Here is a 14,984-nt window from a genome sequence, read left to right on the forward strand (position 1 = left end):
GGAAACGGAGAGCACGTGACGCGCAGCGTGTACGTGACCGGGATCGACCGAGGTGACGGCCGCCAGGTCATCGAGCTGGGAGTCATGGAACTCCTGACCCGCCAGGTGGACCGGGTGGGGGTGTTCCGCCCCCTCGTCCACGACGGACCCGACCGGCTCTTCGAGTTGCTGCGCGCCCGTTACCGCCTCGCGCAGGACCCGGCGACGGTCTACGGCATGGACTACCACGAGGCGTCCGCGCTCCAGGCCGACCAGGGCACGGACGAACTGGTCTCGCAGCTCGTCGACCGTTTCCACGCGGTGGCCCGCGACTACGACGTGGTCCTCGTCCTCGGTACGGACTACGCCGACACCCAGTTCCCGGACGAGCTGGCGCTCAACGCCCGGCTGGCGAACGAGTTCGGCGCGTCCGTGATCCCCGTGGTGGGCGGCCGCAAGCAGACCGTGGAGTCGGTGCTCGCGGAGACCCGCAACGCGTTCCGCGCCTACGACGGCCTGGGCTGCGACGTCCTCGCGATGGTGGTGAACAGGGTCGCCCCCGCCGACCGCGGGGACATCCACGACCTGCTCGACAACCGCCTCCCCGTGCCCTGCTACGTCCTGCCGGACGAGCCCGCGCTCTCCGCGCCGACGGTCGCCCAGATCACCCACGCCCTCGGCGGCAAGGTGCTCCTCGGCGACGACGCGGGACTCGCCCGCGACGCCCTGAACTTCGTGTTCGGCGGCGCGATGCTGCCGAACTTCCTGGGCGCGCTGACCCCGGGCTGCATGGTCGTCACCCCTGGCGACCGCGCCGACCTCGTGGTGGGCGCCCTCGCCGCGCACAGCGCGGGCACCCCGCCGATAGCGGGCGTGGTGCTCACCCTGAACGAGCGCCCGAGCGATCTCGTCCTCACCCTGGCCGCCCGCCTCGCCCCCGGCACCCCGGTGGTGGCGGTCGAGACGGGATCCTTCCTCACGGCGTCCGAACTCTTCGCCATGGAGGGCAAGCTGAACGCGGCCACGCCCCGCAAGGCGGAGACGGCACTGGGCCTCTTCGAGCGGTACGTGGACACCGGCGACCTCCTCAAGCGCGTCTCGGCGCCCAGCAGCGGCCGTGTCACGCCGATGATGTTCGAGCACAAGCTCCTGGAGCAGGCCCGCTCCGACAAGCGGCGCGTCGTCCTGCCCGAGGGCACCGAGCCGCGCGTCCTGCACGCCGCCGAGGTGCTGCTGCGCCGCGGTGTCTGCGACCTCACCCTGCTCGGTCCCGTCGACCAGATCCGCAAGAAGGCCGCCGACCTCGGTATCGACCTCGGCGCCGCCCAGCTGATCGACCCGCAGACCTCCGGACTGCGCGACCGGTTCGCCGAGCGGTACGCCGAACTCCGTTCCCACAAGGGCGTGTCCGTCGAGCTGGCGTACGACGTCGTCTCGGACGTGAACTACTTCGGCACGCTGATGGTCCAGGAGGGCCTCGCCGACGGCATGGTCTCGGGGTCGGTGCACTCCACGGCGGCCACCATCCGCCCGGCCTTCGAGATCATCAAGACCAAGCCGGAGGCGTCGATCGTCTCCTCGGTCTTCTTCATGTGCCTCGCCGACAAGGTCCTCGTGTACGGCGACTGCGCGGTCAACCCCGACCCGGACGCGGAGCAGCTGGCCGACATCGCCATCCAGGCCGCCGCCACCGCCGAGCAGTTCGGTGTCGAGCCGCGGATCGCGATGCTCTCGTACTCGACCGGCACGTCCGGCTCGGGCGCGGACGTCGACAAGGTGCGCACGGCCACCGAGCTGGTCCGCTCGCGGCGAACCGATCTGAGCATCGAGGGACCGATCCAGTACGACGCGGCCGTCGAGCCGTCCGTCGCGGCGACCAAGCTGCCGGGGTCGAAGGTCGCCGGGCAGGCGTCCGTGCTGATCTTCCCGGACCTCAACACCGGCAACAACACGTACAAGGCCGTGCAGCGGTCGGCCGGCGCGATCGCCGTCGGGCCGGTCCTCCAGGGTCTGCGCAAGCCGGTCAACGACCTGTCCAGGGGCGCGCTCGTCGGGGACATCGTGAACACGGTCGCCATCACCGCGATCCAGGCGCAGGCGCAGCCCCCGGCCGCCCCGGCGCACGAGGCCCCCGCCCCCGACGCCACCCCCACCGCGCCCCCGACCCCGAAGGTTCCCGTCCAGTGAGCGCCACCCGCGTCCTCGTCCTCAACTCCGGTTCGTCCTCGGTGAAGTACCAGCTGCTCGACATGAGCGACGGCAGCCGGCTGGCCGCGGGGCTCGTCGAGCGCATCGGCGAGGAGACCTCCCGGCTCAAGCACTCCCCGCTGGCCACGGGCGGCGGGACCCGCGAGAGCGACGGGCCGATCGCCGACCACGAGGCCGCGCTGAAGGCCGTCGCCGGGGAGCTGTCCCGCGACGGACTCGGCCTGGACTCCCCCGAGCTGGCCGCGGTCGGCCACCGGGTGGTCCACGGCGGCCGGAAGTTCACGCAGCCGACCGTCGTCGACGACGCGGTCCTCGCCGAGATCGAGCGCCTCATCCCGGTGGCACCGCTGCACAACCCGGCCAACCTCACCGGCATCCGTACCGCACAGGCACTGCGCCCGGACCTCCCCCAGGTCGCCGTCTTCGACACGGCGTTCCACACGACGATGCCGGAGTCCGCGGCCCGCTACGCGATCGACGTGGAGACCGCCGACAAGCACCGCATCCGCCGGTACGGCTTCCACGGCACCTCGCACGCGTACGTGTCCCGCAAGGCCGCCGAACTGCTCGGGCGGGCCCCCGAGGACGTGAACGTCATCGTGCTGCACCTGGGCAACGGCGCGTCGGCGTCGGCGGTCGAGGGCGGCCGGTGCGTGGACACCTCCATGGGGCTGACGCCTTTGGAGGGGCTCGTGATGGGTACGCGCTCGGGAGACGTGGATCCCGCGGTCATCTTCCATTTGATGCGCGTTGGCGAAATGTCCACGGACGAGATCGACACTCTGCTCAACAAGAAGAGCGGACTGCTCGGACTGTGCGGTGACAACGACATGCGGGAGATCCGCCGCCGTATCGACGAGGGCGGCGAGGACGCCGCCCCGGCGCGGCTCGCCTTCGACATCTACATACACCGACTGAAGAAGTACATCGGCGCGTATTACGCGGTACTGGGCCGGGTCGACGCGGTCGTCTTCACGGCCGGTGTCGGGGAGAACGCGGCCCCGGTGCGCGAGGCCGCGATCGCGGGCCTGGACTCGCTGGGCCTGGCCGTCGACGGCGAGCTGAACGCCGTACGGTCCGGCGAGGCGCGGCTGATCTCGCCCGAGGGCGCGCGGGTCGCGGTGGCCGTCGTGCCGACCGACGAGGAACTGGAGATCGCGCACCAGACGTACGCGCTCGTGGCGGACGGGAACGCCGGGGCCGCCTGAAAAAGCCTCGAAGACATTAAAAAGTCTGCCGGGAGAACGACGGGAAAACAGCCGGTCAGGTCCACGCCTGAGCGCGCACCCGCCCATTTGTATCTTCCACCAGACGGAATATTCCGAAGCGAAACAAACCGATAGGATCGCCCCCATGCGCCGTTCCAAAATCGTCTGCACACTCGGTCCCGCCGTCGACTCCCACGAACAGCTCGTCTCGCTGATCGAGGCCGGCATGAACGTGGCCCGTTTCAACTTCAGCCACGGCTCCCACGCCGAGCACCAGGGCCGCTACGAGCGGGTCCGCTCCGCCGCCCGGGAGACCGGCCGCGCCATCGGCGTCCTGGCCGACCTCCAGGGCCCGAAGATCCGGCTGGAGACCTTCGCCGAGGGCCCCGTCGAGCTGGAGCGCGGTGACGAGTTCACCATCACGACCGAGGACGTCCCGGGCGACAAGTCGATCTGCGGCACCACCTACAAGGGTCTGCCGGGCGATGTCTCCAAGGGCGACCAGGTCCTGATCAACGACGGCAACGTCGAGCTGCGGGTCGTCGAGGTCGACGGCCCGAACGTGAAGACGATCGTCATCGAGGGCGGCGTCATCTCGGACCACAAGGGCATCAACCTGCCCGGTACGGCCGTGAACGTGCCGGCGCTGTCCGAGAAGGACGTCGACGACCTGCGCTTCGCCCTGCAGATGGGCTGCGACCTGGTCGCGCTGTCCTTCGTGCGCGACGCCCACGACGTGAACGACGTCCACAAGATCATGGACGAGGAGGGCCGCCGGGTCCCCGTCATCGCCAAGGTGGAGAAGCCCCAGGCGGTGGAGAACATGGAGGCCGTCGTCGCGGCCTTCGACGGTGTCATGGTGGCCCGTGGCGACCTGGCCGTCGAGTACCCGCTGGAGCGGGTCCCGATGGTGCAGAAGCGCCTCGTGGAGCTGTGCCGGCGCAACGCCAAGCCGGTGATCGTCGCGACCCAGATGATGGAGTCGATGATCACCAACTCCCGCCCGACGCGCGCCGAGGCGTCCGACGTCGCCAACGCGATCCTGGACGGGGCGGACGCGGTCATGCTGTCGGCCGAGTCCAGCGTCGGCGCGTACCCGATCGAGACCGTGAAGACGATGTCGAAGATCGTCGTCGCGGCCGAGGAGGAGCTGCTCTCCAAGGGTCTGCAGCCGCTCGTGCCGGGCAAGAAGCCCCGTACGCAGGGTGGTTCGGTGGCCCGTGCCGCGTGCGAGATCGCGGACTTCCTCGGCGGCAAGGGCCTGGTGGCGTTCACCAAGTCCGGTGACACCGCCCGCCGTCTCTCCCGCTACCGCGCGGCCCAGCCGATCCAGGCGTTCACCACGGACGAGGGCACCCGCAACCAGCTCTCGCTGAGCTGGGGCGTCGAGTCGCACGTCGTGCCGTTCGTGCACAGCACCGACGAGATGGTCGAACTGGTCGACAGCGAGCTGCGCAAGCTCAAGAGCTTCAGCGAAGGCGACATCGTCGTGATGACCGCCGGCTCGCCCCCCGGCGTCACGGGCACCACGAACATGGTCCGAGTCCACCACCTGGGCGGCTGACCGCTTCCGTACGCAGCTGAGGGCGCTCCCTGGTTCACAGGGGGCGCCCTCGGTGCGTTCTGCCGTTCCGCCTACCGCGTCCCGGCCTCTAGCCGAGCGGGGTGTTGTACTGCCTCATTCCGGGGATCGTCAGGTCTCCGCCGAACTGGGCGGCCTGGACGACCTTCACCTTTGTGAAGTAGATCAGCGGGATGTTCAGCGGCGGAGGGTTCTCCGGGTCGAACGTGATCGGGATCAGCCCGAGCAGGTTCCCGGAGATGCTCTCCGTGTACATGACCGTCTTGCCGTCCTTGATGGTGGACGTCGTGCCGCTGCCCGCCTGGACGTGGTAGCGCACGCCGGCGTCCTTGTCGTCGACCGTCTGGTGCAGGTCGCCGATGTCGGTGCCGTTGGAGATCACGTACTTCAGGACCTTCTTGACCGAGCCGTTGGCGGTCTTCACCTTGACGATGCCCTGGTAGTCGGCGCCCTTGAGGGTCAGGGAGCTGGCCTCCAGCATCCACGGGTCGTCGGCGAGGGCGGGGATGCCCTGCTCGACACCGCTCTCGTCGTCCGTGGCGGCCGGGCAGTCGTCGGGGTCCGTGGTGGAGCTCGCGGACGGACTGGGCGTCGGGGAGGCGGTGGCCTCGTCGGCCGCGTCCTCCGCCTCGTCCTTGGCGTCCTTCGCGGCCTCGGACGCCTTGTCGGTGGCGTCCTTGACCGTGTCCTCGGCCTTGCCGGCCGTGTCCTTGACGGTGTCCTCGACGTCGTCGACCGCGTCGGACGCGCCCTTCGTGGCCGAGGGGCTGGGCGTGGCGGACGGCTCCGCGGTGGGGGTCGCGGTCTCCTTCCCGCCGGGCGTGAGGATGTCCTCAAGCGCGTCGCCGATCTCGTCCAGGACGTTGCCGCTGCTCTGCGAGGGGGTGGGCGTCGGTGTGGACGCGCCGCCCCCGGACTCGGCCGGCTTGCTCGTCGAGGCGGACGGCGTGGGGTCGGGCTTGTCCTCGGAACCTGAATCCGAGGAAGAGCCGTCGCCCGTCGAACCGTCGCCCGCGGAGTCGTCGTCCGAGGAGTCCTCGTCGCCGGCGGGAGCGCTCGTCGAGGCGGAGGGCGACGGGGTGGCCGTCGCGTCCTTCTCCTCGTCGGCCTTGTCGTCCTTGGCGCTGTCGTCCAGCGCCTCGACACAGTCCTTGTACTCGTCGATCGTGAGGTTCTTCGCCGACGGCTTGTCGTCGGCCTGGGCGAGGGTCGGTGTGAACCCCATGCCCATGAGGATCGCGGTCGGCATCGACGCTATGGCTATCGCCTTGCCCGCGGGCACGTGCAGCCTGGTGAACAGCGGCTTCCTGGGGGCTGCGTGCCGCGGCCCGGTTCTCGCACGGGACTCGCCCGCGGAGTCCGCGTAGTGGACCTCGTCAGCCGGCACTGTGCCTCCCGTTCGCCCCGTCGTCGGGGCTCGTTCCTGACAGATCGTTCGGCCCGCTCGCCCCGTCGGCCGGCGCGGCCTGCGGAACGCCTCCCTTGTCCGTACGGTCCGTCCCGGTCCGGGCTCCCGCCGTCTCGTCGCCGGGCACCCACGCGACCGCCATCCCGCCGCCCACCAGGGCCAGCAGGAAGCCGATCAGGAAGCCGCCGAGGTTCGACACGGGGATGGAGACCAGTCCCAGCAGGATCGCCGCGACACCGGCGAAGACCCGCACGTGCTTCTGGTACCAGAGGCTGATTCCGAGAACGCCCAGGAGCACTCCGATGATGAGCGAACCGGCACCCGCGGTCGTCGCCATGGCCAGCGTGAGATGCCCGATCTGAAGGTTCGCATAAGGGAAGTACGCGATCGGGAATCCGGCGAGCAGGATGAACAGGCCGGCCCAGAACGGGCGGCCACCACGCCAGACACGGAACCGCAGCCGCCAGTAGTCGAATTGACCGCGCGCGGCAGGATTCCCTGCAGGAGTCTCGGCGCTCATGGAAAACAGCTCCCTGGAACGGCGTTGCTGTGAGAGGTTCACGTACTGCTCAGAAGGAGTGAGCAAGGTACTGCTCAGTAGTACCAACTGAGCAGGGGACGGGCGGGCGAGGCAGCACAGGCTCCCTCACCCGCCCAGGGAGTGCTTAGTAGCACTCCTTGACACCCTTGGACAGCGACATCTTCAGACCGCTGAGCTTGAAGGTGCCGGCGGTGGTCGCCCACGCCGTCTGCTTCACGTCGGTCAGCACGGCCTTCTCGGCCTGCTGCGCGAAGCCGTAGGGGTTCGCCTGGTCACCCTTGGCGATTCCCGGACCCTTGCTCGCGTCCTTGGCCGCAACACCGATGTCGATGTTGGTGAAGGTCGCGTTGGCCGAGAGGTCCTCGACGTCGATGTAGAGGTTCTCGGCCTCTACGGGCTTGCTGCCGCCGCCCGCCTTGAGGGTCAGGCTGACCGACCCGAGCAGCGGGATGTCCGGGGTGACCACGGACTGGCACATGTTCGTGATCGAGGCGGACTTGAACGCCGACACCGCGACCGGGTGCGCCGTCTTGTCGCCCTTGAGCGTGTACCCCTGGTCGATGGCTCCGTACTGCGAGAAGCCGGTGCCGACCAATTCGTCAGCCGTCACCTTGAACGACTGACCCGACACGCTGAACGACGCGGCGAGAGCGCCTTGTGCCAGGGCGATGCCTATGCACGCCGTGGCAGCCACGCTGGGCACCATGACGACGGCGAACCGCTTCCATCTGGTCCCGCCACGCACCTGGGACTCCATATTTCCTCCTTCTCGGACGTACATCTCCGGCCCTGGCCGTCGCCAGACAGCGACTCAGCCGGGCAGGGATGGGAGAAGTGCTACGTCCTCGGGAAGGAGAGCGCCCGAACCCGGAGGCGCGCAACGCACCCGAATCACCGGCGATCACCCCCGAGCGACAACCACTGGTCGCGCCTGAACACTTCACGCACAACCTGCCGGACAGGCTCCGCCGAACGGCGAAGACCCCCCTGTCCAAGGACCGGCGCCACTGCCGCCGCCCCTACTCGGTGGGGACCCAAGAAAACCCGCTGACCCGAGTGGCTGTCGGGGGAGGGTAATGGACCGAGCGTCGCCGATCGTGGTGCATTCTCGCCGCCCGCACAAGGGGGTTCGTTACTGGCTAGTAACGGCCGGATAACCGAACAACGACCCGTCGGTGTCGACCGACCACCGAGGGTGGCCCCGAAGGAGGTGACAAAGCGATCGAAGATTGGACGGAATCCGACAGATCACCGCCCTGGGCTTACTCCCAGTAACAGCGGCCGCGTTTACCAAGTTTTGGTAAAACGCGGCCACTATGTAGCCGTGTCGGCAAATCCTTCACCCGGGCATCACGGGTCGCGGCGTTTAGCGACTGGTCAGAACAGAGCGCGCGCCAGCGCCCTGCGCGCGGCCGTCACACGCGGATCGTCGCCGCCGACGACCTCGAACAGCTCCAGCAGCCGTACGCGCGCCGCCTCGCGGTCGTCACCCGCCGTACGCGCCACGGTGTCGACGAGCCGCCCCAGCGCGTCCTCCACATGACCGCCCACCAGATCGAGGTCGGCCGCGGCGATCTGCGCCGGTACGTCACCGGGCTTGTCCGCGGCCTCCTTGCGCACCAGCTGGGGGTCCGCGCCCTGCACCCGCTGGAGCAACTCGGCCTGCGCGAGGCCCAGCTTGGCCTCCGTGTTCCCCGGGTCGTCGCTCAGCACGTTCCGGTACGCCTGGACCGCGCCGCCCAGGTCCCCCGCGTCCAGCGCCTGCACGGCGGCTTCGAGCAGCGCGTCGTACGGGCCGACCGGGACCTCGGGAGCCGCGGCGGCCCCGTCCTGTCCGGCACTGTCCGCACTCTGGTCCACGGTCACGCCCGTGAGCCCGAACCGCTCCTCGGCGACCTGGACGAGCTGGTCCAGAGTGCCCCGGATCTGCGCCTCGGGAGCCGCGCCCTGGAAGAGCGGCAGGGCCTGGCCGGCCACCACCGCGAAGACGGCCGGGATGCCCTGGATCCCGAACTGCTGCATCAGCATCTGATTGGCGTCGACGTCGATCTTGGCGAGGACGAACCGGCCGTTGTACTCGACGGTGAGCCGCTCAAGGAGCGGGCTGAGCTGCTTGCACGGCTCGCACCACTCGGCCCAGAAGTCGATGACGACCGGCACCTCGGTGGAGCGCTGCAGGACGTCCCGCTCAAAACCCGCCTCGTCGACATCGATGACGAGACTCGACGCGGACACGGCGGGAACGGCCCCGCCCCCCTGTCGTACCGCTTCGGCGCGCGCCTGCTCCGCCTTCGCCTTGGCCTCCTGGGCCGCTTTCACCGCGGCGAGGTCGACGACTCCGCTCATGGACATGTTCCGTGGCTGCATGCGTCTATCCTCCCCCCTCCGCGCGCCTGTGTGAAAAGCGCTGTGAAAGCCAGTCCTGATACGTGTTTCTGACGCCGGGTCCCCACTCGGCGCCGCGTGGTCGTCGCGCTTTCGCTACGGCCCGTAGCGTAACTGTCCCGGTACGGCCGGGGGAAGCCCGTTCCGGTGATCTCCCTCACCCGTCCACAGGATCCCCCTCGGCGGAACGCCCGGATATGGTCGCCGACATGCAAAGTCGCAGTTCCGCACCCCGTACGGGCCGTACGGGACGTCCGCGCAGCGCCGAGGCCGACGAGGCGATCCTGGCGGCGACGCGTGAGGCTCTCGTGGAACTGGGCTGGTCCGGCCTGACACTGGGCGACGTGGCCACCCGCGCGGGTGTCGCGAAAACGACCCTCTACCGGCGCTGGGCGGGCAAGAACGAACTGGTCGTCGACGCGGTGGCCGTGCTCTTCGACGAACTGGAGCTGCCCGACCGGGGCAGCCTCGCCGCCGATGTGGAGGGCGTGGTCCTGCAGTTCGCCGGTCTATTGGAGCGCCCGGAGACCAAGACCGCGCTGATGGCGGTGGTCGCGGAGTCGACCAGCGACGCCGTTCTGCGCGACCGCATCCGCTCGTCCATCGTCGACCGCCAGAAGCGTCTCGTCCTGGAGGGGCGCGCCCGCGCCCAGGCCCGGGGGGAACTGCCACCGGAGAGCGACCCGGAGACCGCGGCCCGCGGCTCGGACCTGATCTTCGACGTGATCGCCGGCTCGGTCGTGCACCGCTGCCTGGTGAGCTCGAAGCCCGTCGACACGGACTGGGCCCGCGACTTCACCCAGCTCCTGCTGAGCGGGCTGACCGCGATCTCACCGGCCTGACCGGTCGGCAACGGCTCAGCTCGTCAGCTCGCACCAGACGAGCTTTCCGCCCGTACGGGACAGCCCCATCGAGTAGTGCCCCCACTGGTCGGCCAGCTCCGCCACGATCCCCAGCCCCCGCCCGCCCTCGGCGCACGCGCCGGTCACGCGTGGGCGGGGCGGCGCACCACTGGTGTCCCACACCGAGAGCCGCAGCCATTTCTCCGAACGCTTCACCCGAAGGCAGGACGGCCCCGGGGCGTGCACATGCGCGTTGGTGACCAGCTCGGAGACCAGCAGCTCGGCCGTGACGACGAGTTCCCCGAGCCCGTGCGCACGGAGCATCAACCGCAGGGCACCGCGCGCGACGCCGACGGCGAGGGGGTTGTGGGGGAGGTTGATGCTGTACTCCCAGTCGTCCGCGTGGCTCATGAGGTCTCCGTCCGTCCCAGGGAAGATTCGCAACTCGGATGCACACGGCGTGTGTTGGTTGCGATACTGAGAGTAGGGATGCGGGGGTTACGATTTCAACCTGCCTCCTCTAATGAGTGACAACCAACTCTCAGGCAGGAAGAGCGCCTTGGCCCTACGAACGCACATCAGCGAGCGGCAGCGACGACTGGGTTCCGAACTGCGCAGACTCCGCGAACAAGGCGCCGTCACCACATCCGAGGCTGCCGCCGTCGCCGGCTTCAGCGCCCCTTTCCTCAGCAACATCGAGGCCGCCCGCACGGCTGTCACCACCGATCGCCTCCGTACGCTCTGCGCGCACTACGGGGTCACGTCTGCGCCCTACGTAGAGGCTCTGGTCGGGCTGGCCGAGTCCAACGGAAAGGGCTGGTGGACGGCCTACCGGGACCGCGTCACCCCGTACGCGCTCAACCTCGCCGAGCTGGAAGCCGGCTCGGCGGACATTTGCTCGTACCAGCCCCTGCTCGTTCCTGGCCTGCTGCAGACCGAGGCGTACATCCGGGCCCTCTTCGGCGACGTACAGCCACGGCACGCCACGGCTGAGGATGCCGCCGCCTTCCGCATGGAGCGGCAGAGGATCCTCACGGCAGAGGACGCCCCCACCGTGCGCGCCGTGATCCACGAAGCCGCCCTGCGCATGCACTACGGCGGACCCGAGGTCATGCGCTCACAGCTCCTCCACCTCATCGAGCTGGCAAAGCTGCCCAACGTGAGCATCCAGGTCTTCCCGTTTCGCGCACGGACGTACCCGGGGGTCAGCAGCCCGTTCCTGCTGGCGACTCCCCACATCCAGGAACTGGCGACTGTGGTGCTGGACCATCCCGCCAAGCCGATCTACCGTGACACACAGGAACACTTGTCCCAATTCCGTTGCCTCTTCGGGCGGTTGAGGGACTCCGCGCTCGCCCCGATCAACCCTCTGACCCCGCCCGAGTCGTACGCGGTGCCCGATTCGCTGACGCTGATCCAGCACCTCCTGCATGACCTCTAGAGAGGCCCGAAGTGCCCCGCCTCACCTGGCAGAAGTCCTCGTACAGCAGCGACGAGTCCAACGACTGCCTCTACCTCGCCGCCACCCCCGACGGAGTTCTCCGCCTACGCGAGAGCGACACCCCCGACGAGACCATCGCCACCACACCCACAGGCCTGGGCCACCTCATACGGGCGGTCAAAGCAGGCCGCCCGCCATGCGATACGACCAATGGCTGACCAGCAGGCCCCCTGTCAGGCAAGGCCGACTTCCGAAGAGGGCCCCGAAAGGCCCCAACTCACGTGGCAGAAATCGTCGTTCAGCGGCGACGAGTCCGGCAACTGCCTCTACCTCGCCGCCACCCCCGCAGGGGTCCTCCTCCGCGAGAGCGACACCCCCGCCGAAATAATCACCACCACACCCGCCCGCCTGCGCCACCTCGTCCAGGCGCTGAAAGCGGACCGCCCGGCGGACGCGCCATGAAGACGTCGATCGGATCCTGGTCCTCGACGACGAACCCGTGGCGCTCGTAGAGGCGACGGGCGGCACTGCCCTGCAGGACGTTCAGACTCACGGTCGCGTCCTGTGCGTCGGTCCGCTCCAGCACCGTGCGCAGGACGGCGGATCCGAGTCCTCGGCCCTGCTGGTGGGGAGCGAGGTAGAAGTGCTCCAACCACTGCCTGCCTTCGGAGGGCCGGACCGTGACGCAGCCCACGAGTTCGCGGTCGATCTCGATGATCGACGTGTGCCACAGGGAGAAGGAATCCCGCAGCCGCTGCCGCACCCGGTGCTCGTCGTAACGTCCAAGGCGTTCCAGATCCGCACGCATCACCGTGGCGCGCAGTTCCGCGACCACCTCGACGTCCGATGACACCGCGGAACGCAGCGTCCAGTCGACAGGACACACGACCAGCACCCCCTGTACGACTTCCGGAGAGGCCCGAAGTGCCCCAACTCACCTGGCAGAAGTCGTCCTACAGCGGCGACGAGAACAACAGCTGCCTCTACCTCGCCGCCACCCCCGCAGGGGTCCTCCTCCGCGAGAGCGACGCCCCCGCCGAAGTCGTCGCCACCACACCCGCCCGCCTGGGCCACCTCGTCCAGGCGTTGAAAGCGGGCCGCTCGCCGGTCAGGCCTTCGCGATCGCGGACGGGTCGTCGACGACCTTCGACTCCAGCTCGCGGCTGACCTTGCGCTCCACGAAGAACGCGGCCGTCGGGACCGTGCCCGCGAGCAGCACCCACAGCAGCTTCGGCACCGGCCACTTCGCCTTGGAGCCCAAGTCGAAGGCGAAGACCAGGTAGACGACGTACAGCCAGCCGTGCGCGACGCTGACGACACGCGTGAAGTCCGCGGCGCCGTCCAGGTCGAGCACGTACTTGCCGATCATGCCGAGGACCAGCAGGACCAGCAGGACACCGGTGACGTAGGCCATGACGCGGTAGCGGGTCAGCACGCTCTTTTTCATGGCTACGAGCCTAACCACCGGTTTGCCACGATCTTCGCGCGGGCCCTACTCCTCGTCGAAGTCGTGCGCAGCCACCCTCAGCGGTCGCAGCATCGCGAAGATCTCCCGGCACTCCTCGGCGTCGTACGCGCCGAGCCCGAAGTCCATCGCCATCAGATCGCGGGTGGCCGCGTCGCAGACCTCGCGGCCCTTGTCGGTGATGGAGGCGAGGGTGCCGCGGCCGTCGTTGGGGTTGGGCCGTTTGTCGACGAGCCCGGACCGTACGAGCCGGTCCACCGTGTTCGTCACGGACGTCGGGTGGACCATCAGCCGCTCGCCGATCTTGGACATCGGCAGTTCACCCGCTTTGGAGAAGGTGAGCAGCACCAGCGCCTCGTAGCGGGCGAACGTCAGTCCGTACGGCTTGACGACCGCGTCGACCTCGGCGAGGAGGATCTGGTGCGCGCGCATGATCGAGGTGATCGCGCCCATGGACGGCACGGACCCCCAGCGCTGTTTCCAGAGTTCGTCGGCTCGGGCGATGGGATCGAAGGCAAGGCTGAGCGGCTTCGGCACGGCAAAACCCTACCGGCCGGTCATATCGCGGTCAGCCCCGTCTCGCCTTTCGGTATTCACCCGCTTCCGCACCGTTCTTCCCCGCTCTTCGCCTTCACCCCTTCCGGGCGGCCTCGCCCCCCGCTCTCCCCGTGCGCCGCACCTCCGCCGCCAGGAGCAGGCAGCACACCGTCCCGAGCACGCCGACCCCGCCCACCACCGTGCTGACCGGCCAGAACTCGGCCGCCGCCCCGGCCAGCGCCATGCCCACGCCCTGGATGGTCATGAGTCCGGCCGTGTGCACGGTCATCGCCCGGCCGCGCAGTTCCTCCGGCACGGCGTCCACGAACCAGCGGTCGAGCCCCAGCGTGTACGCGCCCGTCGACCCGGCGACCAGCAGCGCGAGCAGGATCCAGCCGAGGTCCGGATGGAAGGGGTAGGCGAGGAGCGGCAGCAGGCCGCAGCCCGCGAGGGGCAGCACGATCCGGGAGCGGGTCGCCGGGGAGAGGGCGGAGCCCGCGTACAGCTCCCCCGCGATCGTGCCGATCGGCATCGCGCACATCAGCAGGCCGATCCAGGCCGTGCCCACCCCGATCTCGTCGGCGTAGGCGGCGGCCAGTGCCTCCGGCGCGACGACGAACATCGGCGGCACCCAGAGCAGCAGGAGCAGCGCCCGGATGCGGCGGTCGGCCAGGACCTGCCGGGTGCCCGCGAGCGAGTACCGCATCAGCGGTCCGGCGCCGGTCCGCGCGGGCCTGCGCCGGGTGCCGACGCGCAGCAGCAGCGCGGAGGCGAGGAAGGTGCCGAACGTGATGCCCAGGGCCCCGCGCGGGGACACGAACGTCAGCAGGACACCGCCCAGGCCGAAGCCCACGAGCACGGCGCTCTGCGACACGATCCGCAGCAGGGAGCGGCCCAGCACGAACAGGTCGCCGTCCCCGAGGATCTCCGCCAGCGTGGCCATCCGGGTGCCGCTGAACACCGGTGAGACGGCGGCGATGGCGCACCGCAGGGCGAGCAGCGCGAGGACGGGGGTGGCCGGCAGGGCCATCAGCGCCGCGCATCCGGCGCACACGAGGTCGCACACGACGAGCACCCGGCGGGCGGGGAACCGGTCGGCCACCCCGGACAGCAGCGTCCCGCCCACGAGGTAGGGCAGGAAGCCCAGCGCGAAGGCCAGCGCGCTGAGCAGTGGCGACCCCGTCAGCTCGTAGACGAGGACGGTCAGGGCGATCTCGCTGACGACGACGCCCAGCAGGGACAGGGCGTGCGCGGCGAAGACGGCCCTGAACTCCCGGACGGCGAAGGCCCGGCCGTACCCGCTCCCCCGCGTGTCGACGGAGGGTTCGGGGGCCGCCGTCGCGGTCTGTGTTTCTTCTGGCATGGGATGCAGCGTCGCGTGACCGTGC

Annotated in this window: 17 protein-coding genes; 8 read left to right on the forward strand and 9 right to left on the reverse strand. The window is 69.5% G+C overall.

All coding sequences use genetic code 11. From position 1 onward, the window contains the following. The first annotated feature begins 15 nt into the window (after nt 1-15). The 3 genes from pta (at nt 16) to pyk (ending at nt 4,959) form a co-directional block, all read left to right on the forward strand. On the forward strand, nt 16-2,166 hold the full coding sequence (gene pta, locus ACFVH5_RS26970; RefSeq protein WP_385836337.1) for a phosphate acetyltransferase: 2,151 nt from the start codon (nt 16-18) through the stop codon (nt 2,164-2,166). Beyond that, the gene (locus ACFVH5_RS26975; RefSeq protein WP_385836338.1) at nt 2,163-3,395 is read left to right on the forward strand and encodes an acetate kinase; all 1,233 of its coding nucleotides are present in this window, start codon (nt 2,163-2,165) and stop codon (nt 3,393-3,395) included. The genes pta and ACFVH5_RS26975 overlap by 4 nt, the downstream gene beginning before the upstream one ends. A 145-nt stretch (nt 3,396-3,540) precedes the next feature. Continuing rightward, nucleotides 3,541-4,959: a pyruvate kinase gene (pyk, locus tag ACFVH5_RS26980; RefSeq protein WP_107021248.1), complete on the forward strand. Its 1,419-nt coding sequence runs from the start codon at nt 3,541-3,543 to the stop codon at nt 4,957-4,959. 88 nt (nt 4,960-5,047) lie between these two features. Here the strand turns inward: pyk and ACFVH5_RS26985 are convergent, their stop codons facing one another. From ACFVH5_RS26985 to ACFVH5_RS27000, 4 genes are all read right to left on the reverse strand, one after another. After that, nucleotides 5,048-6,364, reverse strand: a complete 1,317-nt coding sequence (locus ACFVH5_RS26985) for a hypothetical protein (RefSeq protein ID WP_385836339.1) — start codon at nt 6,362-6,364, stop codon at nt 5,048-5,050. After that, nucleotides 6,354-6,905, reverse strand: coding sequence for a DUF6114 domain-containing protein (locus ACFVH5_RS26990; protein WP_385836340.1), 552 nt, complete (start codon nt 6,903-6,905; stop codon nt 6,354-6,356). The genes ACFVH5_RS26985 and ACFVH5_RS26990 overlap by 11 nt, the downstream gene beginning before the upstream one ends. A 145-nt stretch (nt 6,906-7,050) precedes the next feature. Beyond that, on the reverse strand, nt 7,051-7,683 hold the full coding sequence (locus ACFVH5_RS26995; RefSeq protein ID WP_384813516.1) for a DUF6230 family protein: 633 nt from the start codon (nt 7,681-7,683) through the stop codon (nt 7,051-7,053). Nucleotides 7,684-8,303: 620 nt separating this feature from the next. Then, entirely contained in the window at nt 8,304-9,293 is a 990-nt protein-coding gene (locus ACFVH5_RS27000; protein ID WP_385836341.1) for a tetratricopeptide repeat protein, read from the reverse strand. A gap of 227 nt (nt 9,294-9,520) precedes the next feature. On the opposite strand from ACFVH5_RS27000, the gene ACFVH5_RS27005 reads away from it, so the two are divergent. Next, entirely contained in the window at nt 9,521-10,153 is a 633-nt protein-coding gene (locus ACFVH5_RS27005; RefSeq protein WP_384813511.1) for a TetR/AcrR family transcriptional regulator, read from the forward strand. Between the two features lie 15 nt (nt 10,154-10,168). On the opposite strand, the gene ACFVH5_RS27010 is transcribed toward ACFVH5_RS27005, so the two are convergent. After that, entirely contained in the window at nt 10,169-10,564 is a 396-nt protein-coding gene (locus ACFVH5_RS27010; protein WP_385836342.1) for an ATP-binding protein, read from the reverse strand. A gap of 148 nt (nt 10,565-10,712) precedes the next feature. Between ACFVH5_RS27010 and ACFVH5_RS27015 the strand changes: the two genes are divergently transcribed. From ACFVH5_RS27015 to ACFVH5_RS27025, 3 genes are read left to right on the forward strand one after another with little or no spacing between them, the layout of a single operon-like run. After that, a complete protein-coding gene (locus ACFVH5_RS27015; RefSeq protein WP_385836343.1) occupies nt 10,713-11,594 on the forward strand; it encodes a helix-turn-helix domain-containing protein in 882 nt (293 codons plus the stop codon). An 11-nt stretch (nt 11,595-11,605) separates the two neighbouring features. Further along, the gene (locus ACFVH5_RS27020; protein WP_385836344.1) at nt 11,606-11,812 is read left to right on the forward strand and encodes a DUF397 domain-containing protein; all 207 of its coding nucleotides are present in this window, start codon (nt 11,606-11,608) and stop codon (nt 11,810-11,812) included. After that, nucleotides 11,805-12,056, forward strand: coding sequence for a DUF397 domain-containing protein (locus ACFVH5_RS27025; RefSeq protein ID WP_385836345.1), 252 nt, complete (start codon nt 11,805-11,807; stop codon nt 12,054-12,056). The genes ACFVH5_RS27020 and ACFVH5_RS27025 overlap by 8 nt, the downstream gene beginning before the upstream one ends. Here the strand turns inward: ACFVH5_RS27025 and ACFVH5_RS27030 are convergent. Continuing rightward, nucleotides 11,983-12,480, reverse strand: a complete 498-nt coding sequence (locus ACFVH5_RS27030; RefSeq protein ID WP_385836346.1) for a GNAT family N-acetyltransferase — start codon at nt 12,478-12,480, stop codon at nt 11,983-11,985. The two genes, ACFVH5_RS27025 and ACFVH5_RS27030, sit on opposite strands and share 74 nt — an antisense overlap. Here ACFVH5_RS27030 and ACFVH5_RS27035 point away from each other — a divergent pair. Beyond that, complete coding sequence (locus tag ACFVH5_RS27035; protein WP_385836347.1) at nt 12,441-12,761, forward strand: DUF397 domain-containing protein; 321 nt, start codon at nt 12,441-12,443, stop codon at nt 12,759-12,761. The genes ACFVH5_RS27030 and ACFVH5_RS27035 overlap by 40 nt on opposite strands. Here the strand turns inward: ACFVH5_RS27035 and ACFVH5_RS27040 are convergent. From ACFVH5_RS27040 to ACFVH5_RS27050, 3 genes are all read right to left on the reverse strand, one after another. Beyond that, the gene (locus ACFVH5_RS27040) at nt 12,703-13,041 is read right to left on the reverse strand and encodes a DUF3817 domain-containing protein (RefSeq protein WP_385836348.1); all 339 of its coding nucleotides are present in this window, start codon (nt 13,039-13,041) and stop codon (nt 12,703-12,705) included. The two genes, ACFVH5_RS27035 and ACFVH5_RS27040, sit on opposite strands and share 59 nt — an antisense overlap. Before the next feature lie 45 nt (nt 13,042-13,086). Then, on the reverse strand, nt 13,087-13,596 hold the full coding sequence (locus ACFVH5_RS27045; RefSeq protein ID WP_189773407.1) for a MarR family winged helix-turn-helix transcriptional regulator: 510 nt from the start codon (nt 13,594-13,596) through the stop codon (nt 13,087-13,089). Nucleotides 13,597-13,690: 94 nt separating this feature from the next. Further along, nucleotides 13,691-14,959 (reverse strand): MFS transporter, encoded by a 1,269-nt coding sequence (locus ACFVH5_RS27050; RefSeq protein WP_385836349.1) that lies wholly within the window; start codon nt 14,957-14,959, stop codon nt 13,691-13,693. Nucleotides 14,960-14,984: the final 25 nt, after the last annotated feature.

It is taken from the genome of Streptomyces sp. NPDC127119 (assembly GCF_042677425.1).
Lineage (GTDB): Bacteria > Actinomycetota > Actinomycetes > Streptomycetales > Streptomycetaceae > Streptomyces.

Coding starts and splice junctions, on each gene's coding strand:
- pyk (WP_107021248.1), top strand. CDS start 3,541: ATGCGCCGTTCCAAAATCGTCTGCACACTCGGTCCCGCCGTCGACTCC.
- ACFVH5_RS26990 (WP_385836340.1), bottom strand. CDS start 6,905: ATGAGCGCCGAGACTCCTGCAGGGAATCCTGCCGCGCGCGGTCAATTC.
- ACFVH5_RS26995 (WP_384813516.1), bottom strand. CDS start 7,683: ATGGAGTCCCAGGTGCGTGGCGGGACCAGATGGAAGCGGTTCGCCGTC.
- ACFVH5_RS27000 (WP_385836341.1), bottom strand. CDS start 9,293: ATGCAGCCACGGAACATGTCCATGAGCGGAGTCGTCGACCTCGCCGCG.
- ACFVH5_RS27005 (WP_384813511.1), top strand. CDS start 9,521: ATGCAAAGTCGCAGTTCCGCACCCCGTACGGGCCGTACGGGACGTCCG.
- ACFVH5_RS27010 (WP_385836342.1), bottom strand. CDS start 10,564: ATGAGCCACGCGGACGACTGGGAGTACAGCATCAACCTCCCCCACAAC.
- ACFVH5_RS27025 (WP_385836345.1), top strand. CDS start 11,805: ATGGCTGACCAGCAGGCCCCCTGTCAGGCAAGGCCGACTTCCGAAGAG.
- ACFVH5_RS27035 (WP_385836347.1), top strand. CDS start 12,441: ATGACACCGCGGAACGCAGCGTCCAGTCGACAGGACACACGACCAGCA.
- ACFVH5_RS27040 (WP_385836348.1), bottom strand. CDS start 13,041: ATGAAAAAGAGCGTGCTGACCCGCTACCGCGTCATGGCCTACGTCACC.
- ACFVH5_RS27050 (WP_385836349.1), bottom strand. CDS start 14,959: ATGCCAGAAGAAACACAGACCGCGACGGCGGCCCCCGAACCCTCCGTC.